Origin of the sequence: Janthinobacterium sp. RA13, assembly GCF_000745325.1 — a bacterium.
In the GTDB taxonomy this organism is placed as follows: Bacteria; Pseudomonadota; Gammaproteobacteria; order Burkholderiales; family Burkholderiaceae_D; genus Janthinobacterium; species Janthinobacterium rivuli.
Genome location: NZ_JQNP01000001.1, coordinates 3128650 through 3153113 on the forward strand (window position 1 = coordinate 3128650; position 24464 = coordinate 3153113).

20 protein-coding genes are annotated in these 24464 nt (G+C 64.7%); 7 read left to right on the top strand and 13 right to left on the bottom strand.

The genetic code is table 11. The features are described 5' to 3' along the window. Window positions 1–9 precede the first annotated feature (9 nt). A complete protein-coding gene (locus tag FG13_RS13870; protein ID WP_035821715.1) occupies window positions 10–3126 on the top strand; it encodes an efflux RND transporter permease subunit in 3117 nt (1038 codons plus the stop codon). A gap of 131 nt (window positions 3127–3257) precedes the next feature. Then, on the top strand, window positions 3258–4235 hold the full coding sequence (locus tag FG13_RS13875; protein ID WP_035821717.1) for a hypothetical protein: 978 nt from the start codon (window positions 3258–3260) through the stop codon (window positions 4233–4235). Window positions 4236–4286: 51 nt separating this feature from the next. Here FG13_RS13875 and FG13_RS13880 read toward each other — a convergent pair whose 3' ends face one another. The 6 genes from FG13_RS13880 to FG13_RS13905 all read right to left on the bottom strand — a co-directional run bounded on the left by FG13_RS13880 (window position 4287) and on the right by FG13_RS13905 (window position 12589). Beyond that, on the bottom strand, window positions 4287–5027 hold the full coding sequence (locus FG13_RS13880) for a tetratricopeptide repeat protein (protein WP_035821719.1): 741 nt from the start codon (window positions 5025–5027) through the stop codon (window positions 4287–4289). 91 nt (window positions 5028–5118) lie between these two features. Further along, window positions 5119–6513: an efflux transporter outer membrane subunit gene (locus FG13_RS13885; RefSeq protein ID WP_035821721.1), complete on the bottom strand. Its 1395-nt coding sequence runs from the start codon at window positions 6511–6513 to the stop codon at window positions 5119–5121. Next, window positions 6510–7679, bottom strand: a complete 1170-nt coding sequence (locus FG13_RS13890; RefSeq protein ID WP_051959034.1) for an HlyD family secretion protein — start codon at window positions 7677–7679, stop codon at window positions 6510–6512. Before FG13_RS13890 ends, FG13_RS13885 begins: the two co-directional genes overlap by 4 nt. Continuing rightward, a complete protein-coding gene (locus FG13_RS13895; protein ID WP_035821724.1) occupies window positions 7666–9360 on the bottom strand; it encodes an MFS transporter in 1695 nt (564 codons plus the stop codon). Before FG13_RS13895 ends, FG13_RS13890 begins: the two co-directional genes overlap by 14 nt. 207 nt (window positions 9361–9567) lie before the next feature. Then, on the bottom strand, window positions 9568–11979 hold the full coding sequence (locus FG13_RS13900; protein ID WP_035821727.1) for a catalase: 2412 nt from the start codon (window positions 11977–11979) through the stop codon (window positions 9568–9570). Window positions 11980–12235: 256 nt separating this feature from the next. Beyond that, complete coding sequence (locus tag FG13_RS13905; RefSeq protein WP_035821729.1) at window positions 12236–12589, bottom strand: DUF883 family protein; 354 nt, start codon at window positions 12587–12589, stop codon at window positions 12236–12238. Window positions 12590–12920: 331 nt separating this feature from the next. Between FG13_RS13905 and FG13_RS13910 the strand changes: the two genes are divergently transcribed. Then, entirely contained in the window at window positions 12921–14321 is a 1401-nt protein-coding gene (locus FG13_RS13910; RefSeq protein WP_035821731.1) for an aminotransferase-like domain-containing protein, read from the top strand. On the opposite strand, the gene FG13_RS13915 is transcribed toward FG13_RS13910, so the two are convergent. Next, window positions 14318–14731: a DoxX family protein gene (locus FG13_RS13915; protein WP_200880283.1), complete on the bottom strand. Its 414-nt coding sequence runs from the start codon at window positions 14729–14731 to the stop codon at window positions 14318–14320. The genes FG13_RS13910 and FG13_RS13915 overlap by 4 nt on opposite strands. A gap of 187 nt (window positions 14732–14918) precedes the next feature. On the opposite strand from FG13_RS13915, the gene FG13_RS13920 reads away from it, so the two are divergent. The 3 genes from FG13_RS13920 (at window position 14919) to FG13_RS13930 (ending at window position 17466) form a co-directional block, all read left to right on the top strand. Continuing rightward, window positions 14919–15896 (top strand): alpha/beta fold hydrolase, encoded by a 978-nt coding sequence (locus FG13_RS13920; RefSeq protein ID WP_035821733.1) that lies wholly within the window; start codon window positions 14919–14921, stop codon window positions 15894–15896. Window positions 15897–16060: 164 nt separating this feature from the next. Beyond that, window positions 16061–16804, top strand: a complete 744-nt coding sequence (locus FG13_RS13925; protein WP_051959036.1) for a sensor histidine kinase — start codon at window positions 16061–16063, stop codon at window positions 16802–16804. Between the two features lie 20 nt (window positions 16805–16824). Continuing rightward, window positions 16825–17466: a response regulator gene (locus FG13_RS13930; protein ID WP_035828117.1), complete on the top strand. Its 642-nt coding sequence runs from the start codon at window positions 16825–16827 to the stop codon at window positions 17464–17466. A 44-nt stretch (window positions 17467–17510) separates the two neighbouring features. Here the strand turns inward: FG13_RS13930 and FG13_RS13935 are convergent, their stop codons facing one another. The 5 genes from FG13_RS13935 to FG13_RS30085 form a co-directional block, all read right to left on the bottom strand. Continuing rightward, window positions 17511–17789 carry a XapX domain-containing protein gene (locus FG13_RS13935; protein ID WP_035821735.1) on the bottom strand — a complete coding sequence of 93 codons (279 nt, stop codon included), beginning with the start codon at window positions 17787–17789 and terminating at the stop codon, window positions 17511–17513. Between the two features lie 72 nt (window positions 17790–17861). Continuing rightward, window positions 17862–18548 (bottom strand): hydrolase, encoded by a 687-nt coding sequence (locus FG13_RS13940; protein WP_035828118.1) that lies wholly within the window; start codon window positions 18546–18548, stop codon window positions 17862–17864. A 262-nt stretch (window positions 18549–18810) separates the two neighbouring features. Continuing rightward, on the bottom strand, window positions 18811–19728 hold the full coding sequence (locus tag FG13_RS29485; protein ID WP_152598768.1) for an Mbeg1-like protein: 918 nt from the start codon (window positions 19726–19728) through the stop codon (window positions 18811–18813). An 18-nt stretch (window positions 19729–19746) separates the two neighbouring features. Then, complete coding sequence (locus FG13_RS13950) at window positions 19747–20106, bottom strand: hypothetical protein (RefSeq protein WP_035821739.1); 360 nt, start codon at window positions 20104–20106, stop codon at window positions 19747–19749. Window positions 20107–20124: 18 nt separating this feature from the next. Continuing rightward, window positions 20125–20514, bottom strand: a complete 390-nt coding sequence (locus tag FG13_RS30085; RefSeq protein ID WP_152598769.1) for a hypothetical protein — start codon at window positions 20512–20514, stop codon at window positions 20125–20127. 251 nt (window positions 20515–20765) lie between these two features. Between FG13_RS30085 and FG13_RS13955 the strand changes: the two genes are divergently transcribed. Further along, window positions 20766–21413, top strand: coding sequence for a response regulator transcription factor (locus FG13_RS13955; protein WP_051959614.1), 648 nt, complete (start codon window positions 20766–20768; stop codon window positions 21411–21413). On the opposite strand, the gene FG13_RS13960 is transcribed toward FG13_RS13955, so the two are convergent. After that, window positions 21387–24458, bottom strand: a complete 3072-nt coding sequence (locus tag FG13_RS13960; RefSeq protein WP_035821741.1) for a sensor histidine kinase — start codon at window positions 24456–24458, stop codon at window positions 21387–21389. The genes FG13_RS13955 and FG13_RS13960 overlap by 27 nt on opposite strands. Window positions 24459–24464: the final 6 nt, after the last annotated feature.

The following is a 24464-nucleotide window of genomic DNA, read 5'->3' on the forward strand; positions in this document are numbered from 1 at the left end:
GGAGAGGCCATGAATTTTTCCTCCCTCTCGATCAAGAATCCGATCCCGGCCATCATGCTGTTCGTGCTGCTGACCCTGGCCGGTCTGCTGGCCTACAAGGCCAATCCGGTGCAGGATTTCCCCGACATCGAACTGCCCATCGTTACCGTCAGCGCGGTGCTGCCCGGCGCCGCGCCGGCCCAGCTGGAAACGGAAGTGGCGCGCAAGATCGAAGACTCCGTCGCCACCCTGCAAGGCGTGAAAAACATCTACACCAAGGTGCTCGATGGCGTCGTCACGGTCACCGTGGAATTCATCCTGGAAAAGCAGATCGCCGAAGCCGTCAACGATGTGCGCGACGCCGTCGCCCGCGTGAAAGCGGACATGCCGGCCGAGCTGCGCGACCCCACCGTCACCAAGGCTTCCACGGCCGGGCGCGTGGTGCTGACTTTCATCGCCACGGCGAAGCCGGGCGTGGACAACCCGCTCGACGCTCCAGACCTGTCCTGGTTCGTCGACAACACGGTGGCCAAGCGCCTCTTGACCGTGCCTGGCGTGGGCGCCGTCACCAGAGTCGGTGGCGTCTACCGCGAGATCCAGGTGGAACTCGACGAGGCGCGCATGGCCGCATTGAAGGTGTCGGCCCTCGACGTGTCGCGCCAGCTGCGCCTGGTGCAGCGCGAAGCGCCTGGCGGCCGGGGCGACATCAGCGGCGCCGAGCAGTCCGTGCGCACCATCGCCACCGTGAAAACGGCCGATGAACTGTCGCGCGTCGAAGTGCCGCTGCCGGACGGCCGCCATGTGCGCCTGGACCAGGTCGCCACCGTGCGCGACACCATCGCCGAACCGCGCGCGCTGGCCGAGCAGGATGGCAAGACCGTCGTCGCCTTTGAAGTATTCCGCACCAAGGGCGCCAGCGAAGTGGCCGTCGCCAAGGGCGCGCGCGACGCCATCGCCGACCTGCAGAAAGAAAACCCGAACGTGGTGCTGCAGCAGTCGATCGACAATGCCTTCCCCGTCGAGGAAAACTTCGACGGCTCCATGGAGCTGCTATATGAAGGCGCATTGCTGGCCGTGCTGGTGGTGTGGTGGTTCCTGCGCGACTGGCGCGCCACCCTGGTGGCCGCCGCCGCCCTGCCCCTGTCAGTGATGCCCGCTTTCCTAGGCATCTACTGGTTCGGCTACACGCTCAATACCGTCACCTTGCTGTCGCTGGCCCTCGTCGTCGGCGTGCTGGTCGACGACGCCATCGTGGAAATCGAAAACATCGAGCGCCATCTGCGCATGGGCAAGTCGCCGATGGAAGCGGCCATGGAAGCGGCCGACGAAATCGGCATGGCGGTCATCGCCACCACGTTCGCGCTGGTGGCCGTGTTCCTGCCGACGGCCTTCATGAGCGGCATTCCCGGCCTGTTCTTCAAGCAGTTCGGCTGGACTGCCGTGCTGGCCGTGCTGGCGTCCCTGGTGGTGGCGCGGCTGCTGACGCCAATGATGGCCGCCTACATATTGAAACCGCTGCCGCACAAGGAAGAACAGGATGGCTGGCTGATGACGCGCTACCTGACGGTCATGCGCTGGTGCCTGAACCACCGCGGCATCACGGCCATCGCCGCTGCCCTGTTCTTTGTCGGCGCCATCGCGCTCGTGCCCCTGCTGCCGACCGGTTTCGTGCCGGCCGCCGACCGCGCGCAGACGCAAATCAACCTGGAACTGCCGCCCGGCTCCACCCTGGGCGAAACGCAGGCCGTGGCAGCCCTGGCGCGCGATGCGGCCATGCGCACGCCGGGTGTCCAGGGCGTCTTCAGTTCGATAGGCGGCGGTTCCAGCGGCGACGCCTTCGCCCCCGGTGCGGCAGCCGAGGCGCGCCGCGCCGTGCTGACCCTGACCACAGTGCACCGCACGGAGCGCAAGGAATCGATGGCGGACCTGGAAACCCAGCTGCGCAACAAGCTCGATACCATCCCCGGCGCCCGCTTCACGGTGGGCCCGCCCGACACGGGGGTCAAGATGCAGCTGGTGCTGCGTTCGGAAGACCCGGTGGCTTTGATGGCGGCGGCGCAAAAGGTCGAGCGCGAGCTGCGCGGCCTGAAAGGCATCGGCAACGTCAATTCCAGCGCCTCGCTGGTGCGCCCGGAAATCATCGTGCGTCCTGATTTCGCCAAGGCGGCCGACCTGGGCGTGACGGCGGCAGCCATCGGCGAAACCGTGCGCGTGGCCACGGCCGGCGACTACGACACGGACCTGACGAAAATGAACCTGCCCGAGCGGCAAGTGCCGATCCGCGTCAAGCTGCCCAACAGCGTGCGCGCCGACCTGGCCGCCATCGAGCGCCTGACCGTGCCCGGCAAGAATGGTCCCGTGCGCCTGGCGAACGTGGCCACGGTGACGATGGAAAGCGGCCCGGCGCAGATCGACCGATTGAACCGCAGCCGCAACGTCACCTTGGACGTGGAACTCGGTTCGCGCACCCTCGGTGAATTGAACGTGGAAGCGCGCGCGCTGCCGTCGATGAAGAATCTGCCGCCGTCCGTGAAGATCGCCGAACTGGGCGACGCGCAGGAGATGGCCTCGCTGTTCGCCAGCTTCGGCCTGGCCATGCTGATCGGCGTGCTGTGCATCTACTGCGTGCTGGTACTGCTGTTCAAGGACTTCATGCAGCCGGTGACCATCCTGGCGGCGCTGCCGCTGTCGATCGGCGGCGCCTTCGTGGCGCTCTTGATCACGGGCAGCGCCCTGTCGATGCCGTCGATGATCGGCCTGATCATGCTGATGGGGATCGTCACCAAGAACTCGATCCTGCTGGTCGACTATGCGATCCTGGCGCGCCAGGCGGGCATGAACCGCTTCGATGCGCTGGTCGACGCCTGCCACAAGCGCAGCCGTCCCATCCTGATGACGACGATTGCCATGGGCGCCGGCATGATGCCGCTGGCGCTGGGCTGGGGCGCCGACCCCAGCTTCCGTTCGCCGATGGCGATCACCGTCATCGGCGGCCTGATCACCTCGACCTTATTGAGCCTGCTGGTGGTGCCGGCCGTGTTCACCTACATCGACGACCTGGAGCACCTGCTCAAGCGCGGCATGGCGAAACTGCGCCGCCAGAAGGCGCCGCCGCGGCGCGATGACAAGGTGGCGCTGGAAAAATAAGCGCTGCGTTTAATTGCAAAATTGCCCCCCGCGGGCAAGGAAGCGAGGGACCGGCCGCCAGGCCGCGCTCCCTCGCTGCCATCTATCTGGCATACTGCGCCCATTCTCCATGAACGCAATCTGCCCTGCCTATGAATTACCGTACCCCGCTCGTCCTGCTGATGGTATCCGCGCTGCTCGGCGCCTGCTCGGACAAGACCGCCCCCGCCAGCGCCGACCTGGCAGCTGACGTGGTCACAGAAGTCCCCGCTGCCGCTGCCGCAGCAGACTCCGCATCGGCCGAACACGTGCCGCCACCGGCCGCCACCGCCCCCAGGACGGAAGCGATGAACACGCCGCAGGCGCGCGAGCGCGAGGTGGGCATGATGCGCGCCGTCTTCGGCAAGGACTACCGCAGCGACAGCGACGATGCGCTGGCCGACCTGTCCGATCCCGATAACCACGTCGACAAACTCAGTTACGTGGTCAGCGCCGTCAGCCACAAGCTGCTGCCCGATGGCCGCGCCATCCTGGTGGCGAATGCGGAAACGGCCAACACGGAAGGAACGGCCGAATCGGCGCATGCCTCGCCGGGACTGTTGAACGTGTTTTTCCTGGCGCCCAAGGGCCAGCCGGAAGACGGCCAGTGGCAAGTCGTGAAACGCCTGGAAAACATCGCCGGCCTCGGATCGTCGGGGCAGCTCGGCGAAGTCCACTGGGTCATGCTGGGCGCGGACAAGCCGGGACTGGCGATCCGCCATGGCTATACGGGCCAGGGTTACACCATCACGCAACTGGCCCTGTTTGAAATCGGCGACGGCAAGGTCACCGCACTCGATGGCGGCATCGACCTGTACTCGGACAATATGGGCGCCTGCGGGCCTGAGATGGACGAGTGCTGGATGGTCAAGGGGAACTGGCGCTTCGCGCCGGCGCGCAATGGCGGCGCCTACGACGACTTGCTGATCGATTTCAAGGGCGCCTCCGAGAAGATCAAGCCCGGCGTCACGGTCAAGCCGGACGAAGACCCGCCGCGCATCGCCACGCCCCTGAACGGTCACGCGCGCTATGGCTTCGATGGCAAGGGATATAAATTGGTTGAAGGCAAGAACCCGGTGCCTGGCGTCTAGCAGGACCAGGCCAGGGGTCAGGCCCGCCGGGTCTGACCCCACGCAAGCCAGCTACCTGCGCGCCTTCTCCAGGCGCACCAGCAGCGGCGCATACATGGCACGCGTATGGCTGCTCCAGCGGGCCATGGCGCTGTCGATATCGAGCAGCAGGCGGTCCGACAATACCTTGTCGCCCTGCTGCAGCGCCCAGATCGCGCACTCGGCTCGGCACTCGAAGCTGTTGTAGCGCGTCAGCGCGTCGTCGAATTCCGCCTTCGCTTCCACCTGGCGCCCGCTTTGCGCCAGCGCGCGCGCCGTCAGCAGCGACACCATCTCGGGACGAAATTGGATATCCGTGCGGCGGATGAATTCCAGGTGCGTCAGCGCTTCGGCGCCCCGTTCGCATTCCAGGTAGGCGCGCGCCGCGCCGAGGCGAATTTCCAGATCCGATGCAAACGCTCCCTGCAGGCAGGCTTCGTACGTCGATGCCGCTTCCTGCGCATCGCCCGCTTCCAGCTGCGCGCTGGCCAGGCGCATCTGGTTTTGCGCCGTCGGCGTGTACTCGAAAGCCGCTTTCGCCTCGCGCAATTCGCGGTTCGGATCGAGCACCTGCACGGCCACCGAAGCGACCTTGCGCGCGCCTTGCGGCAGGCGCGAATTGGGCAGATAGATGGCGAAGAAATACACCACGCTGCCCAGCAGCGGGAACATGAATAAAATGAGCAGCCAGTACAGCTGCTGCCCGTTGCGCACCACGTGGATCGCAAAAAATACCGCGATCAGGATGTGGATGCCTATGCCAAAAATCGTCATGCTGCGACCTCGTTCGTGATGGGAGCAGCCGACACCATGCCGCCGCTTTCCCTGCTCAGAATATTACACTGGCCGCGCCGTGCACACGCGCCTATTGCGTCTTGGCCGACCAGCCGCCGCCCATGGCGCGGTACAGGTCGACGGAAGCGACGAGGATGCGCGTCTTCAGCTGCAGCAGCCCCACGTCCGCGCTGTACAGGGTGCGCTGGGCATCGAGTTCTTCCAGGTACGAGGCGTAGCCGTTGCGGTAGCGGTTATGCGCGATGCGCAGGGTGTCCGCCGCCGTGGCGCGGCGCGCATCGTTTTCCACGGCTTGCTGCCGCAGCCGGTAGATGGCGCCCAGGCTGTTTTCCGTTTCGGCGAAAGCATTGCGCACCACGTTTTCATATGCGTACACGAGCTGATCGCGCTGCGCGCCAGCCGCATCCGTCTGCGCCTGCACCCGGCCGCCATCGAACAGGGGGCCGGCCGCCAAGGCCGTCAGGCGCCACAAGGCCGTCGGCGCATGCAAAAAATCGGTCAAGGTCGTGGCCTGCCCACCGCCGACGGCCGTCAGCTTGAACGAGGGCAGCAACTGGTCGCGCGTGGCGGCCAGGCTGGCGTTGGCGGCCGCCAGGTTGTGTTCCGCGCGCGCGATGTCGGGCCGCCGGCGCAGCAATTCCGATGGCAGGCCGGCCGGCACGCCGGGCGCCGCCAGCTCGGCCAGCGGCAAGCCGCGCGCGATGGGGCCGGGATTGCCGCCGACAAGCACGGCCAGCGCGTTTTCCTGTTCGAATATCTGCCGCTGCAGCTGCGGCACCTGCTCGGCCGCCGCATGGTATTCCGATTGCGCCTGCAGCCATTCCAGGCGCGAGCTGTAGCCCACCTCGAACTGCTTGCGCGCCAGCTCGCGCGACTGTTCGCGCAGCTGCAAGGTCGATTGCGTCAGCGCCAGCTGCGCGTCGAGTCCCCGCAAATTCAGATAACTCGTCGCCACGCTGGCGGCGATCGACAGGGCCGCCGCATCGACGCTGGCCTGCTCGGCGCGATAGCTCTCGCCGGCCGCATCGCTCAGGCTGGCCAGCCGGCCCCACACGTCGATTTCATAACTGGCCTGCAGTTCCGCCTGGAAGACATTCGTCACATACGGCTTGCCGCTGGACGCCAGGGTGCGCGTGCGCGTGGGCGAGCCGTCGAAGGCCAGGTTGGGCGCGCGGTTCGCGTCGGCCTGCGCCAGGCGCGCGCGGTACTCCTGCACGCGGGCGCGCGCCACGCGCAAGTCGCCATTGCGCGCCAGCGCCTCGCCCACCAGGTCGCTCAAGACCGGGTCGCCAAAAGCCTGCCACCACAGTTGCTCGACATGGGCCTCGGTCGCCGCCGGTGCGCCGATGGCTTGCGCACGCCAGCCGGATGGCAGCTGCAGTGCCGACGCAGGCTGCGGCGGCGCGTTGGCGGCGCAGCCTGCCAGCGCCAGCGCACCGGCCATCAGCAGGAAACGGCGCTTCATGGCTTGGCCTTCTTTGGTGCAGGCGGCGGCGCGGGATTCTCCGCCGAGTCGTTCAGCACGGCCGACGTGTCGACGCTGACCACCACCGACATGCCCGGCACGAGGCGGCGCGCATTCGCCTGGCCCGCATCGATACGGATGCGCACGGGAATGCGCTGGGCGATTTTGAGGTAATTGCCCGTCGCGTTATCGGCCGGCAGCACGGAAAACTCGGAGCCGGTGGCTGGCGAGATGCGTTCCACCTGCCCCGTCAGCACGGCGCCGTCGAGCGCATCGACGTGGAAGGTGGCGCTCTGCCCTTCCTGCACGCCATTCATTTGCGTTTCCTTGAAATTGGCGATCACCCACATCTGGCGCGGCACCAGCGCCATCAGTTGCGCGCCCGAATTCACGTAGGCGCCCTGGCGCACCGTCACCTGACCCAGCTGGCCATCGGACGGCGCCACGATGCGCGTGTTATCGAGGTCGATCTTGGCCGCCTTGACGGCCGCCTGCGCGTTGGCCACGGCCGCTTCCAGCGCCTGCTTGTTGACCACCACGCTATGCACGCTTTGCTGGGCGATGTCGAGGTTGGCGCGCGCCTGCGCCAGCGCCGCCGCCATCTGCGCCTGCGCGGCGCGCGACTGGTCGTGTTCGCGCTGCGACAATGAACCATCGGCCACCAGCTGCTCCACCCGATTGAGGTCGGCGCTGGCCTTGCGCGCCTGCGCTTCCGCGTTGGCCATCACGGCCTCGCTGACGGAAATGCCCGCCTGCGCGCTGGCCTTTTGCTGCGCCCAGTTCGACAGCGCCGCCTGCTGCGCGGCCAGCTGGGCCTGCGCCTGCTCGTAGCGCTGCTGGTAGATGCGGTCGTCGATGCGCACCAGCAGCTGGCCTTCCTTGACGTCCATGAAATCCTGCACCGTCACTTCCACTACATAGCCCGACAGCTGCGTGCCGATGATGGTCACCTGCCCGCGCACGGTGGCGTTTTCCGTCGTCACGATGGGACTCGTGAACGGCGGCAGCCGCCACGCGTACAGCACGATCAGCACGCCCACCAGGGCCACGGCGGCAAAGGCCAGCGCGGACAGCCACTGGTGGCGCCGGTCCGGCTGCGCCGTGGAAGGGGCGGCGGGTGCGGGTGCGGTGGGCTGTACTGGCGGCGTGGTGTTATTTTCTGTCATTGCTCGGTTCCGAATTGGTAATGGGGACGATGGCCATGGCCGTCTGCGCATCGCGCACGGGGCCGACCAGGCGGCGTGCGCCGGTGGTGATGCGGGTCCAGGACTGGCTGACCAGCATCCAGATCAGGGTGGCGATGGCGACGCCTGCGATCATCAAAAAAACGTCGTTGTAAGCCAGCACGTTGGCTTCGCGCGTGGCGATGGCGCCCAGGCGCGCCACGCCCTGGGCGCTGCGCAAGGCGGGATCCGTCAGCACGCCGCCATAGCTTGCGGCGCCGGACTGCACGCGCGCGGCCACCTGCGGATCGAGCATGGTGAGATGCTCGACCAGGTAGCTGGAATGGTATTTTTCGCGCGCCGTCTGGATGGTGCCGACGATGGCCGCACCGAGCAAGCCGCCCAGGTTCTGCGTCATGGTAAACATCACGGAAAAACTCACCAGGTTGCGCGGTTCAGCGATCACGGCACCCATGCCGGCCACCATGGTGGGACCGAGGAAATACGTGCCACCGAAGGCCAGCAGGAACTGGCTGACATACATGTTCACGGGGCGCGTCTGGCTGGTGGCGTGCGCGTCGATCAGGGCGCCGGCTGCGATCAGCAGCAGCGCGAACATCAGCGAACGGTTCAGGGTGGCCGGATTGATCGTCAGCGCGCTGACCACCAGGCCCGCCACGCTGCCCAGCAGCACCACGATGAACAGGTTCTGCATCTGGTCCGTGTTCAGGCCCAGCGCCTGCAAAAAGCCCACGGCGCCCGTCGATTCGGACAGCACGATGCGAAACAGCAGCACCGATAAAAACAGCTTGGCGATCTTGCCCGTGGTGAGCCAGCGCGTGTTGAGCAGCGGACGCGCGCGGTTATGCTCGATGGCCAGCGAAGCGGCGATCAGCACGATGGAACATGCCAGGCACACGCCCACCCACTCCGATTCCATCCACCACGCCGTGCGCCCCTGCGCCAGCACGGCGCACAGCAGGGCCACGCCGGGCGCGAACAGGATGAAAGTGAGGAAATCGAGCGGCTCGAACGTCTGCACGCGGTCACCGGGCGGCAGTTTCAGGGCCAGCACGCAGCCCAGCGCCAGCAGGGCCAGTCCCAGTTCGAACAGGTACAGGCCATGCCATTCGCCGATCTGCAGCAGTTCGGACGTGAAGATGCGCGCCAGCGGCAAGGCCAGCTGGGCAAAACCCAGGCCCAGCACCACGCCTTTGAGGCGGTGGCGCGCGGGAAACGCCTGCAGGGTGTAGTACAGCCCCAGCACGCCGAGCGCGCCACCCACCATGCCATGCGCGGCGCGCACGGCGATCGCCGAGGGCAAGGTATTCGCATACAGGTGGGCGAAGGTGACGAGCGCATACAGCACCAGGAACGCTTCCGTAAACAGGCGCAGGCCGAACTGCTGGCGGAACTTCACCAGCAGCAGATTCATGGAGACGATGGTCATCACATAGGCGGCCGGCAGCCACTGCATCTGGTAGGCATAGGCGGCCAGCGAACCTTGCAGGTTCAGCAAATTGGCCGTCACCAGGCCGTTGCCCAGTCCCCCCGTCAGCGCGACGATCAGGCCGACGATGAAATACGCGACACGCTTGGGCGTCGAATGTTCGGGCATCGATGGCGACCCGGGCAAGGTCGGGCGTTCGCCCGGCCCCCAGGTGCGAGGTGTGTACTTGTCCATGCAGTAATCGCGATCCGGTTTGCTGAAGCCGTTCCTTGCTGCCGTTCTGCTTCCTTCAAGCAAATAGTTGCAAATGAACAGTTCTAGTCAGCAGCATATCACCGCAGGACGTTTTTATTGTTTACATTGTTGCATGGCGTTGCGCCTGCGGCGCAAACGGGGTAGGCAACGGGGCCGGCGGCGCCGGCCCTGTGCTGATGCCGCCCATTACACCCGGGGCGGATCCGTCTCGCGCGCAAACGCCCGGTGCGCGGCCAGCGCTTTCTTGAACGCTGCCACGGCTTTCGTTACGTCGCCGGAAGGCGCGACGATGATGGCGGGATCGGGCTTGCCATCGGGCAGGGTCACCGGCACGCCCGCCTTGTCCAGCAAGTCCTTGCCCGCGCCGATGGCCAGCATCGGCTTGCAGTGGCGGTATTGCAGGCGCAGGAAGTCGAGCGCGTTGGCGTCGCTACCCAGCTGCTGCACGGCGCCCTGGCCGTCCGGCACCACGACGGCGTCGAACAACACGGACGGTCCCGCTTCAAGCGCGATTTCCACGTCAAGCGGCGCGCCGCCGCTGGTGTCAACTTTCCCCAGGTGGCTGCCCACCAGGCGCGGCACGGCGCCGTCGGCCAGCAGCGCGGCATAGATATTGCGCACCTGCGCGCCATCGCTGCCCGGTCCCACCAGGATGGCCACGCGCAGGGTGTGAATACCCGTCTTGCCAGGGCGGAAAAACAGCGACAGCGCTGGCGATGGCGGATACGCGGGCAGCGGCTGCAGCGAGGCGCGCGGCATGGCGGGCGGCAGCGCCAGGCCCAGGCCATCGGCCAGGCGCTGCGCCAGGGTCTCATCGACGTTGCGCAGCATGGCGACGATGCGCTGGCGGATGGCCACCGTTTGCACCTTGCTCAGCTCAAAGCGGAAGGCATGCACGATATGGTCTTGTTCGACGGGCGTCTGGCTGATCCAGAACAGACGCGCCTGGGCGTAGTGTTCGGCGAATTTCTCGGGCTTGCCGCGCACCTTGTCGCCTTCGGCGGAAGCGGGAAAACTGTTGAAGCCCTTCGCCCCCGCCTGGAACGGACAGCCGCCCGCCAGCGAGTTCGGCTCGTACGCGACCCGGCCCCGGTTGATGGCCTGGCGGTGCATGCCGTCGCGCTGGTTGTTGTGCACGGGCGCCAGCGGCGCATTGATGGGAATTTCGTGGAAATTGGGGCCGCCCAGGCGCGTCAGCTGGGTATCGACATAGGAATGGATGCGTCCCTGCAGCAGCGGATCGTTACTGAAATCGATGCCGGGCACGATGTGCGCCGTGCAAAAGGCCACCTGCTCCGTCTCGGCGAAAAAATTGTCGGGATTGCGGTTCAAGACCATTTTCCCGACGGGGATGAGCGGGACGACTTCTTCGGGAATCAGCTTGGTCGGGTCGAGCACGTCGAAGGGAAACGCTTCCGCCTGCGCTTCCGTGAAGACCTGGAACGACAGCTCGTATTCCGGGTATTCTCCGCATTCGATGGATTCCCACAGGTCGCGCCGGTGGAAGTCGGAATCGGCACCGCTGATCTTGACGGCTTCGTCCCACACGAGCGAATGCGTGCCGGCCATGGGCGACCAGTGGAATTTGCAGAACACGGACTGGCCCTTGGCATTCACCAGACGGAAGGTGTGCACGCCGAAGCCCTGCATCATCCGATAACTGCGCGGGATGGCGCGGTCCGACATGACCCACATCAGCATGTGCGTGATTTCCGGCGACAGCGAGGCGAAATCCCAGAAGGTGTCGTGCGCGCTGGCCGCCTGCGGCATGCCATGGTGCGGCTCGGGCTTGACGGCATGGACCACGTCCGGGAACTTCATCGCATCCTGGATGAAGAAGACGGGGATGTTATTGCCGACCAAATCCCAGTTGCCCTCGTCCGTATAAAATTTCACGGCAAAGCCGCGCACGTCGCGCGCCGTATCGGTCGAACCGCGCTCGCCCGCCACCGTGGAAAAGCGCACGAAGACGGGCGTGCGCTTGCCCGCCCTGGCGAACGGCGCGGCGCGTGTCAGCTTGCTTTGCTCCTTGTAGCATTCGAAGTAACCGTGGGCGGCCGAACCGCGCGCATGCACGACGCGCTCGGGGATGCGCTCATGGTCGAAATGCGTGAGCTTTTCACGCAAAATAAAATCTTCCATCAGGGTGGGGCCGCGCAAGCCCGCCTTCAGCGAGTTCTGGTTGTCACCCACGGGCACGCCCTGATTGGTCGTCAGCACGCAGCCGCTGTCATCGCTACGGGCGCCATCGAGCGAGGCATTACGCGCATTCTCGCCCGGCGCCGGCTGGCCAGCGCCCGTCTTCGGAGAAGGTAGCGTTTCGCCCGTGGTGCTGGCCGTGGCCAGCGGCTCGCCCGTCGCCACATGCACGCCTTCGGGCGGCGTGCGCGCCGCCTCGCCATACTGGCCATCTTCCTTGGGATTGACGGCCATGGCGGCGGCCAGCTGCTGGCCGGCGGCCGTCTTTCGCAGCAGGGCGCGGGTCACGTCGTTGTCCGCGCCCAGGCTGTGCGGCGCATTGCTGTCGGATGGGCCGGACATGCTGCTCATGACGGAGCCAGCACCGTCCGTGGACGGCGTTTTCTTGTTGGTAGCCATTACGTCTCCTGTGAGTAGTTTGCCCCGGGAGAACGCTACAACTCCCTCATTCAGCGCACGAACAGGGCAATCAAAATAATGATGGGAATAGGTATGCCGATCAACCACAACAAAATGGAGCGCATCATCACTCTCCTTTACTGCCTGCTACTACCTTGTACCTTGTGCGCGTGGGCGCCGGCCCGCCCCGCCATGACGGCGAAGGGAACGGCGCCCACGACAAAACCTTCCAGGCAGGCGCAAAGCTTATTTACGCTTATTTGCGCGAACCCAGCAGTTTCGACAGGCCATAACCGGCGGCAGCCGCGATCAGCAAGGAGACGGCCGGGCGCTCGCGCACATAATCGCGGCCCGTTTCGCCGGCGCGCTGGCAGGCGGCGCCCAATTGCTTTCCGCGCGCCATCAGGCGTTCGGAAGCCTTGTTGACGCTGTCGCTGACCTGGCCGATGCGGTCGCCCACCTGGTCCACGCCGTCATGGGCGCGCGTGGCCACCTTGTCGGCCAGAGGCTGGGCCTGGCTTGCCACCTTGTCGATGGTGCGGTGCAAATCCTGGCGGGTATCCTGGGCGGTGCCGTTCATATCGGAACTGGTTTTTTCAATCGCGTTCATGATGGTTTCCTTTAACAGTGAATAATTTCAACCATGCTCGATGCCGTGACCGAATCATGATTCTCCTCGCTTCGGGGAAAAAGAAGCGGCTAAACGCTGCCGGGCTGAGCCATATCAAACAGTGGATCAGCAGCAAGCTGTTGGCACTACCTTAACTGCCCACGCCACGCGCCACCGTGCGCTGCCACACCTTGAGGCGCAGACTTAAATTCCTGTTGGAAATAACAATCCCCGCCGGCTTGGTAGGGCGGGCGGGGAAGCCAAATATGTATGGATTTTTAAGCGGATTTTCCGCATAATTGCGAAAGGCAATATCCATACATATAAACAAATGTCCAAATCAAAAGCCATACAAGAAGATAGCCGGGCCCATGCCTGGATCACGCCGTTCGTGCAGCACGGCGGTCCGCGCTACCTGCAGATCGCCGACATGCTCGAGCGCGCGTTGTCCGACGGCAGCCTGCGCCCGGGCGACCGCTTGCCGCCGCAGCGCAGTCTGGCCGCGCTGTTCCAGATCGACCTGACGACGGTGACGCGCGCCTACGACGAAGCCAAGCGCCGCAATCTGCTGGAAGGGCATGGCGCGCGCGGCACCTATGTGGCGGCGCCGAAAGTGGAATTGACGCAGATGCTGGACCTGAGCATGAATATCCCGCCGCCGCCGGTGGGCGTGGATTTTGACGACTTGCTGAAACAGGGCGTGGCGCAGGTGCTGATGCGCACGGACAGCGATCTGTTGATGAGCTATCACCTGGGCGGCGGCGGCAAGGCCGATCGCGCGGCAGGCGCCGTCTGGCTGGCGCCCATGTTCGGCGACGTCGATGCGGAACACGTGGTGGCCTGCCCTGGCGCGCAGGCGGCGCTGGCGGCGCTGATCCTGACCCTGAGCCGGCCCGGCGACGCCATTCTCACGGAAGGCGCCGTGTACCCGGGCTTGCGCTCGGCGGCGGGACAGTTGAACCGCAAGGTCATCGTCGTGGAAAAGGATGCGGACGGCATGCTGCCCGAGGCGCTGGAAAAAGCCAGCCGCAAGCACCATGCGCGCCTCGTCTACCTGAATCCCACCCTGCAAAACCCGACGGCGCACACCATGCCGGCCGCGCGCCGCCTGGCCATCACGGAAGTGGCCATCCGCTGCGGCATGCACATCATCGAGGACGATCCGTACTGGCTGCTGGCGTCCGACGCGCCGCCCCCGCTGGCCCATTACGCCCCTGGCCACGTGTCGTATATCGCCACCCTGTCGAAATGCCTGGCGCCCGGCTTGCGCATGGCCTATGCACTGGTGCCCGACGCGCAGCTGCGCGAGCGCTTGCTGCAGGCGCTGCGGTCCTTCTCCCTGATGGCCACGCCGCTGACGACGGCGCTGGCGACGCAATGGATACACGACGGCTCCGCGCATGCGCTGCTGGCCGGCATCCGCAGCGAAGCGGATGCGCGCCAGGACATCATCCGCACCATCCTCACCGGCAGCAGCCACCCGCGCAGCGACGGTATCCATGTCTGGTTTTCACTGCCCAGCTACTGGACCTCGCGCGAACTGGCCGCCACGGCCCGCGCCCAGGGCGTGGCCGTCACGGCCTCGGACGCCTTCTACGACAGCCGCCCGCCGAACGCCATCCGCATCTCGCTGGGCAGCCTCCGCGATCGCGCGCGCCTGGCCAGCGCATTGAAGAAATTATCGCTGCTGCTGGCGCACAAGCCGGCCGTACACGGGGAATTCGTCATTTAACGGCGCAAACGCGCATCGACCGAATACCTGCCCGCGCCGCTGATGGCAATCGTGCCGAAGACGATGATCAGCAGCCAGCCGAACTGGCCGTCGGCGATGCTCCAGTCAGGGTGCACGAGCAGCATCGATACGCCCAGCAGGAACAGCAAAGGCAGGCAGGCCAGGCGCGTCAGCAAGCCGGCGGCGACCAGCAGCGGGCAGACGATTTCCGCGAACAGGGCGCAATACAGGGTGACGGCGCGGCCCAGGTGTAGCGGGTCGTCGATGTGCGCCAGTTCCTCGGAAAAATGCAGCAGCTTGGGCAAGCCGTGCACGTGCAGCACCAGCAGCGCGCCCGCCACGCGCGCAAACAGCAAGCCGGCATCGGGTAAAAAGGGGCCGGCCAGCGCCGCCATCGAGTTTTTCTTCATGATTACTCCAGTGGGAAAGCCAGTCGGCGCGGCGCGCCGCTGCCAGCCATCATAGGCAGGCGGACACGTGGGCGCGACTGGTCTTTTGGCAGAGGCGCCGGCGCGCGCGAAGGCCTAGACTGGCCGATGCCATCACTGGTCCAGGCCGTAACCGGCCGCCCTCCCCCATCCCCGAAGGAAATGCATCATGTCGAAGAAAATCGAAGCCGAAGAAGTCACTTCCCGCCGCAAGCTGCTCGTCAGCGTCGCCGGTGTCGCCGCCGGTGCGGGCCTGCTGGCCGCCGGTGGCGCCAGCGCCGCCGCCAAGCCGGCCGTTGCAGCAGCCGCACCGGGCAAACTCAGCGTCAATAGCGTTACCGTCAAGGACGGCACCGTCATCCACTTCAAGGACTGGGGCACCGGCACGCCCGTCGTCTTCAGCCACGGCTGGCCATTGCAGGGCGACGCCTGGGAAGACCAGATGATGTTCCTGGCCAGCCACGGCTACCGCGTGATCGCGCACGACCGCCGCGGCCACGGCCTGTCCAGCCAGCCATGGCAGGGCAATGACATGGATACCTACGCCGACGACCTGGCCACCCTGCTCGACGCGCTCGACATCAAGGGCGCGACCCTGGTCGGCCATTCGACAGGCGGCGGCGAAGTGGCGCGCTATATCGGCCGCCATGGCGAAAAACGCGTGGCCAAGGCCGTGCTGGTGGGCGCCGTGCCGCCGCAGATGGTCAAGTCGGAGACGAATCCGGGCGGCTTGCCGATGTCGGTGTTTGACGGCATCCGCGCCGGCGTGCTGGCCGACCGCTCGCAATTTTTCAAGGACCTGACGGTGCCCTTCTTCGGCGCCAACCGTCCCGGCAACAAGGTATCGCAAGGCATGCGCGACACCTTCTGGCTGCAGGGCATGCAGTGCGGCATCAAGAACGCCTACGATTGCATCAAGCAGTTTTCCGAGACGGACTTCACGGCCGACCTGAAGAAAATCTCCGTGCCGACCCTGGTGGTGCACGGCGGCGACGACCAGATCGTGCCGATCGACGCTTCCGGCAAGGCCGCGGCCAAGCTCATCAAGAATGCCAAACTGGTCATCTATGAAGGCGCGCCGCACGGCTTGCCGGCCACCCACAAGGACCGCCTGAACGAAGACTTGCTGGCCTTTATCAAATCCTGATCCGTTCTGCGCTTCCCGCACCGCCGGCCCGCCCGGCGGTGTTTATCGCCCCCGCCGCATAAAAAAACCGCCCGCCTCCCCCATTCGTATAACTGCCTTGCCTGACGGCGCGTGCATACTTGTTGCAGTGCGGCATCCGCCGCGACAGCGACAGGAGTACGGCGATGGCCAGCATGCATTATTTCCCTCAGACGCAGGACGCCAGCCTGGCGCACGCGCAGCGCATGGGCAGCATGGACGGCATGGGTGAATTTGCCGCATCGGTTGCGCACGAAGTGCGCCAGCCGCTGGCGGCCATCGCGCTCAATGCCGATGCCGCCTTGCGCTGGCTCGACCACGATCCCCCACGCCTCGACGAGGCGCGCGCGGCGCTGGCCCTGGTCGCCAGCGCCGGCAGCCATGCCAGCGCCGTGTTGCGCAGCGTGCACGGCCTGGCCTGCAAGGCGCCGGGCAGCCACGATCATTTTGTCGCTGACGACGCCGTGCAAGACCTGCTGCCGTTGCTGCGCGCGCCACTGCAACGCCACGCCATCCACCTGGAAACGCAACTGGCACCTGGCCGCCCGCTGCTGCACGCCGACCCGGTGCAATTCCGGCAAGTCATCCTGAACCTGCTGATGAACGCCATCGAAGCCCTGCCGGGCACCAGCGGCCGGCCGCGCACGGTGCTGCTGTCTTCGCAACTGGATGGGGGCGTGCAGCATTTCAGCATCGCCGACAATGGCGCCGGCATCGCGCCGCAGGCGGCCGGCCGCCTGTACCAGGCCCTGTATTCCAGCAAGCCGGACGGCATGGGCATGGGCCTGGCCATCTGCCGCCGCATCGTCGACGCGCATGGCGGCCGCCTGTGGCATGCGCCCGGCGCGCCCCACGGCAGCGTCTTCCACTTCACCCTGCCAGCGTTATGAGGACAACCATGGACATGGACATGACCACGCCCCCGGCCGATCCGCCGATTACCCTCTTGATCGCCGACGACCACCCGCTGATCCTGGCCGGCCTGGCCTCGCTGATCGCATCCCTGCCAGGTTTCCTCCTGCTGGGCCAGGCCGGCACGGGCCGCGCCGCCGTGGAGCTGTACCGGGAGCTGCGGCCCGACGTGGTACTGATGGATTTGAACATGCCGGAAATGCATGGCGTCGAGGCGATCGAGCGCATCTGCGCGGACGACGCGCAAGCGAAGATCGTCATCCTTACCACCTACCAGGGCGAGGACAGCGTGCACCGGGCCTTGCGCGCCGGCGCGCGCGGCTACCTGCTGAAGGATTCCGGTTTCCTGCAACTGACGCAGTGCATCCGCCAGGTGGCCGCCGGCAGGCATTACCTGCCGCCGGAACTGGCGGCGCAGCAGGCCGGCCGCATCGAGGCGAACCGCCTGTCGAAACGCGAGCACGACATCCTGCTGCACCTGTCCGCGGGCAAGAGCAACAAGATGATCGCGCGCAGCGCCGGCATCGAGGTGGGCACCGTCAAATTTCACGTGAATAATATTTTGACCAAGCTCAACGTATCAAGCCGCACTGAAGCGGCCACTGTGGCCGCCCGGCGCGGCTTGCTGGGCGCGTTCTAGCTGCAGGGAACCGGGGTCAGACCCGCCGGGTCTTACCCCAGCATTTACGCTGCATCATCATCCAACTTTGCCGCGGCCTTGGCCAATGTCGGCTTGGCTTCCACGCCGCTGATCTTCGGCACGCATTCGCTGCGCAGCCACGACACCGTGATGGCTTCGCCCGCCATCAGGCGCTTGACGCCGGGGACGATCTGTTCGCCGATCAGCATGCCCAGCAGACCGATCAGGGCAATGGCGGGCGGCGCCGGCGAGCGCACCTGCAGGACGGCGTAGATGATGCCAACGAGCAAGCCCACGGCCAGCGAAATCACATATAACTTCATGGCGCATTCCTTTCGATAAAAAAAACGCCGCGCGCGGTCAGGCGCGCGGCGCATGGCATAGCCGCGCGGCGATTACTTGGCCGGCACCGGCGCCAGGGTGGCGTGTTCGCCGTGAATGCGCTGCGGCGCCTTGTGCACCATCGTGTAGGCGTAGTCGACGCCCATGCCGTAGGCGCCCGAGTGTTCGCGCACGATGGCCATCACGGCATCGTAAGTTGCCTTGTGCGCCCAGTCGCGCTGCCATTCCAGCAGCACTTGCTGCCAGGTGACCGGCACCACGCCGGCCTGGATCATGCGCTGCATGGCGTAGTCGTGCGCTTCCTTCGACGTGCCGCCGGAAGCGTCGGCCACCATATAGATTTCGTAGTCGCCTTCGAGCATCGCGCACAGGGCGAAGCTGTTGTTGCACACTTCCGTCCACAGGCCCGACACGACGACTTTCTTCTTGCCGTTGGCAGCCAGCGCATCGCGCACCTTCTGGTCATCCCAGGAATTCATCGAGCTGCGCTCGAGGATATCCTTGCCGGGGAAGACGTCGAGCAATTCCGGATAGGTATGGCCGGAGAAGCTTTCCGTTTCGACGGTCGTGATGATGGTGGGGATGTTGAACACCTTGGCGGCCTTGGCCAGGCCCACGGTATTGTTTTTCAGCGCTTGCCGGTCCATCGACTGCACGCCGAACGCCATTTGCGGCTGCTGGTCGATGAAAATGATCTGGCAATTGTCGGGGGTAAGGACTTCCAGTTTCGGATTGGTCATGATGTCATCCATGAAGACAGGGTTGAGTGGGTACTGCCGTGCATCGTATGCCTGGCGGCGCGCCCGCACCACTATCTAAATATAGGCTGGCGCATATGTTGACTCTGGCGAAATCGGGATGACAAGGCAAGACATGAAGCTTGACAGGGCTTCCTGGACGATGCCTGCCACGATGGTCACCGTACAAGAAAGCCGAGATATGCCGCTCTTATATCATAATCATGCATAGCATATTTTCACCGTTAGAATAATTACCGCACCTTCATTTACCGATGTCTATTTTTTGCGTTCGAATAATATCAAGTGGTTCCGTAGTAGACGCAGTTTTTTCAGAATCAAAATACAGTGCCATATCGGCATACCAGAGTATCTGCCTGGCCAGCACCCAGCGATAGTGGGAATAAATTGAACTGGATCTTATGAGATTATAATTTTCCAGTGTTTGCTCTTTCGGCGCACCCAGACCTTCCCGATTGAATTTCTTCAACACCTCATAACTCGTAGACAATAAATAAATTCTTCCATCAATCCCATCATCTACCCCAGCCCGTGGCGTTGGATTAAAAATCCATGCCTGGTGCACCAAAGTACTTGTTTCGGAATTCTTTGTTACATGCACCGCAAGCCCACCGCCAAGCGAGAAACCTGTAACGACAATCTTCATTCCTTTCAATTGTGGATTCTTTGACACGTCGTGGAGGTATTGTCTGGCATCTGCATATTGAATCGGATTCAAAGAAAAATTATGCAGAAAATAATCCTTCCACTCGTTCGAGCCGGCAAAGGCGACAACTACCTGGTCTTCATCATTACCGATTCCCTTTCTCAGAATATAAGTTGATGCCTGGAATCCGCTTTCAAGATCGCACTCCAACTCCTTAACTTCCTCAAGGCGGCCTGGTTGAGCAAAGTGAAAGCGTGTGTCAGTATTATTTTTTTGAAGTGCAAGTACAGCAGCCACCGAGTACATATACGCTCTTTTTGACAAGTCAAGCTTTCGCTGCGTATTTTCCCAGCCTTCTGCGCTTGGTTTTTTGTATTCAGCAACCTCTGGAAGATAGCGCTGGTTACCCCAAACGTCTCCTTCCAACTTGCCTGCATTCACAGGAAGTGCTGAGCATCCGCAAAGTTTCACCAAAATCATCAAAATAAGCGCGATCTTAAAATAATATAATTTCATGATTACCCCCAAGAAAATTCAAATCTGCTTTTCTGCTTTTCGGCATTGCCCCGACGACGATATGTCGTACCACTGCCCCCGACTATTCCGCCCCTGATGTACCGTGTGGTATTTCAGTGTAAGGCGACTGATACGTACCTCAAACATCCTACGATTACGTTCATTTTTTAAATACAATTCATTGGGAGTGACCTGCAATTCAGGGATCACTCCATCGTTCCATTTTATTGTCTTTTCCTGCAGATTGACTTCCACCGTATGCTCGCCCAGTGGCGGCGTGGCACTTTCCTCTTCGACGCAAACCAAGGTGATCGTTTGAGCCAGTACAGGTACGGACATGATTGCAAGCACAGCTGACAGAAAAATTTTGGCGTTCATGATTATCCTTAGTTTCAGTTATCTGCGTTTGTTTCCAGTAGGCGTGCATTCATAGCTGCCGTCGGATTTGTCGATCCATCCATCTCGCCCGAATCCCACGCCCCCCACGCAAGCCCCATATCGGTAAGAACCGCCTTTTTTCACTTTCATGGAGTCCCTGGCGCCGGGTTTCAGATTTTTCGTGTGGGTAAAGTAGCCACCACCTGGCAAGCTACCGCAGGTCTTTTTATCGTAGAGCAGTTCGCCGCAGTACATGACGAACACATCCGTCTGACATGTATTCTCGAACCATATCGCCTCACCTTCAGCGGAAGTGCTGACGCATCTTGACGCATCATTGCCTGGGTTACCTGCTTTTGCCTGCATAGGCAAGACGAGCAACAGAAATAAAAAAAATAGTGTTTTCATGGCTTTATTTTTCCGATAAAAATAATTATTGTTGAGTTGCCACCCGCACCAAACATCCCATGCAGACCTGAGTTCATGCTACGGCAAGCATGCAGGGTCCGGCATCGCTCAATTGAGGTATGCGCACTGCGCAGCCCATGGCACCTCATGCCGTATGCATTTTGTCCTTGACGCCCCGCAGAGCTGCAAACGCTGATGTAAAATGCCTTTCACTCACTATTTTCCGACGACTCTTGATCGATTTATTCCCCATGACGGCGAGCATGCTGCACAGCGACAGCCAGGCAATACGTGTATTGATTGCCGACGACCACCAGTTGCTGCTCGACGGCATCGCCACCCTGCTGCAGTCATTTCCGGGCGTGCAACTGGCGGGCCAGGCTACCGATGGCCAGCAGGCGGTGCAGCAGTTCGACGCGCTGCAGCCCGATGTCACGCTGATGGATTTGCAGATGCCGGTCATGAGCGGCCTTGACGCCATCGGCGCCATCCGCGCGCGCCATCCGCAGGCGCGCATCATCGTGCTGACCACCTACAAGGGCGACACGCAAGTGCTGCGCGCCATCCGCGCGGGCGCCTGCGGCTATGTGCTGAAAAGCGCGCTGCGCCACGAATTGCTGGCGGCGATACAGAACGTGCACGCGGGGCGGCGCCACATCACGCCCGAGATCGAGGCGGAACTGGCCCTGTATGCGTGCAGCGACGTGCTGTCGAACCGCGAACTGGACGTGCTCAAGCAGGTCGCGCAGGGCAATTCCAACCGCGAAACGGGCGCCCTGCTGCAGATCAAGGAAGAAACCGTCAAGGCGCACATGAGCACCATCCTGGCCAAGCTGGGCGCCCGGGACCGCACCCACGCCGTCACCATCGCGCTACGGCGCGGCATCCTCGACGCCTGAGCGGCGCCAGCGCTGCCACCAGCGGCGCAGCGGGCCGTGCGCCAGCGGCCAGGCGCGGCGCGCCGGCACCCGCAGGTGCCACTGCGTACCGCCTCCGTCGCGCCCGCCCACGGACAGGCGCGCACCGAGTTTCGCGGCGCGCTCGCGCATGCCGGGCATGCCCCAGTGTCCGGGAATCTGACCATTGGCCGCGACCACCGGCGGCAAGCCCTGGCCATCGTCGCGCACGAGCAGTTCGATGCCGCCGCACGCATAGCGCACCGTCACCTCGACCACCTGCGCGCGCGCATGCCGGAAGGCATTGCGCAGCGCTTCGCTGGCGATGCGGTATATCTCGTGCGCGGCGCGCGCATGCAGCAGGCGCGCCTCGCCTTCCTGCGCATAGCGGAACACGATGCCGTGCTGCACCGCCAGCCGCTCGCCTTCGCGCTGCAGGATGACGCTCCAGCGCGCGCCGGCATCGTCGCCGGCGCGCAGGTCGTGCACGTGGTCGCGCCCCTCGCCCAGCATGCGATCCGCGTCGTCGAGCGCGCGCAGCATGGCGGCGCGTGCGGGATCATCCTCGGCGATGGCCATGCTGGCATTGTGAAAGTGCAGGATCATCGCCTGCGTACCCTGCAGCAGGGTATCGTGCAGCTCGCGCGCGATGCGTTCGCGCTCGGCCTGCTGCGCCTCCATCCGCGCCTGCAGGCGCGCGGCGTGCTGGCCCAGCCGCCAGCGGCAGACGCCATACGCGGCCGCCAGCAGCGCCGCCGCGCACAGGCTGCGGAACCACCAGGTCTGGTAAAAGGCGGGTAACACGCGGAACGGCAGTTGCGCCACCGCGCTGGCCACGCCGTCGCCATTGATGGCCATCACCTGGAAGCGGTAGGCGCCAGGTCCCAGACCCGTATATTGCGCCTGGCGCTGCTCGTCCGCGTTCTGCCAGTCCCTGTCATAGCCTTCCAGACGGTAGCGAAAACGCAGGCGGGCCGGCGCGCCCAGGCTGCTGGCGTTGTAGGCGAACTGCACGCCGCGCGTGCCGGCCGGCAGCTCATAATCGGCGACGGCGACGCGCTGGCCATCGACCATCAATGCCCCGATCTCGGCCTGCGGCGCCGGCAGCGGCGGCGCAGGTTCGCGCGGGTCGATCCAGAAGGTCGCGCTCTCGCGTGAAAACCAGATTTTGCCATCGTCCGCTTCGGCTATCGAGCCGTTGTGCAGCAAGCTCATTTTGCCATTCAAGCCATCGGCGCCATCGTACCAGCGCGCCTGCATGGCGTAGGACGGATCGCGCAGGGCCTGCGCCACTTCGGCCGCAGCCACGCGCACGGCGCCATTGCCCGTATTGAGCCACAGGCTGCCGTCGCGCGCGCGCAGCATGCCGACCACGCCGTCGAAAACGCCGGGCTCCGCGGCGCGCAGCGGCACGAAGCGCCCGCCGCGCCACAGGGCCAGGCCCTGCTGGCCGCCCGCCAGCAGCTGGCCGCCCGTTTCCAGCAGCGCCGGCACCTTGCCCAAGTCCAGCCCATGTGCGGGACCGTAGCTGGCCAGGCGCCCGCCGTCCAGCACCGCCACGCTGCCGTCCGGATAGGACAGCCACAGGCGCCCGGCCGCATCGGCCAGCAGCGCCAGCGGCACCTTGCGCCCGCCCTCGGGCAAGGCCGGTTCGCGCCGCCATGCGCCGTCCGCGTACTGAAATACGCCGGCGCCGCTGAAAATCGCCCACAGGCTGCCGTCGGGCGCGTTCACGGCCATGCGCACCCGCTTCAACGCGGCCGCTTCCGGCGGATAGGCAATCGTCTCGAGCACCCTGCCATCGTCGCCATCGAGCCGCAGCAAGCCGGCACGGGTGCCGACGCGGATGCCGCCCGGCGCCGCCATGATGGCCGTGACGGGACCCAGCGCAGGCGCGCGCAGCACCTTGCCGTCGGGCGCCGCCAGCATCAGCGGCGTATCGCCCTCCTTCGACAGCCACATGCGCCCGCCGGTGCCGGGCGACAGCTGCTGCGCGCGGAAGGCTTCGGGCGCCTCGGGCCCCGCGCGCGCGCTGAGGATCACGGGCGCGGCCTGGCGAAAGCGGTCCAGGCCCGCATACGTGGCGACCCAGACATTGCCTTCATTGTCGTCGCACAGGGAAGCGATCAGCACATTGCTCAAGCCATCCTTGGGCAGGAACGATTCCGTGTCGCCGCTGATGCCCAGCTGCTGCGGCCCCAGCGCGCCGGCGCTGCGCGTGCGGTGCAGGCCGAACTGGCTGTCGAACCACAGGGTGCCCTGGCGGTCGACCAGCATGCTGCCGCTGGTGCCGCTCGTATCGCGGTAGATCCAGCGGTGGTCGAGCTGGTCGTAGCGCTCGAGCGAGTCGATGATGCGAATGCCGCGCAGCTCCAGCAGATACAGGCGGCCATCCGGTCCCTGCTGCGGCGGCGCGCGCAAGTCGAGGCCGCCGACGGGCGGCGCGAAGCGCGCCTGGCCCGGCTGCCAGATAAATAAACCCTGTTCGCTGAACACGCCCAGCCTGCCGTCGCGGTCCGCGAACACGGCCGAGGCCTTTTGCGCCGTGTAGCCTTGCGCCGGCCCCATCGCCTGCCAGCGCCGGCCGTCGAAGCGCGACACCCCGGCCACGCCGGCGGCCCACACGGCGCCCGTGGCGTCGATGGCGAAACCCCAGACGGAACCGGGCCGCACGCCCTGCGCCTCGCCGTAATTGCGCACCACGCCATCCTTGACATGGCTGATGCCGCCCACTTGCCAGCCCACCCACATGCCGCCGTCGGCAGCGCGCTTGAGGGCCAAAATCACCGTATCGGGAAACACACCCTGGCGCGCACGCAAGGGCTCGAAACGCAGGCCGTCAAAGCGCACCAGGCCCGCATGGGTGCCCAGCCACAGGAAGCCGTCACCGCCCTGGGCGATGACGCTGATGTCGTCCGGCGCGCCATCTCTGGACGTCCAGCTGGTGTGCTGCAGCTGGTGGATGCCGCGCGCCGCGTCGATGGCCAGCGCCGGAGGGCTGAACAACAGCAGCAGCCAGCACAGCGCGGCCAGGACGGGCAGGCGCATGGCGGC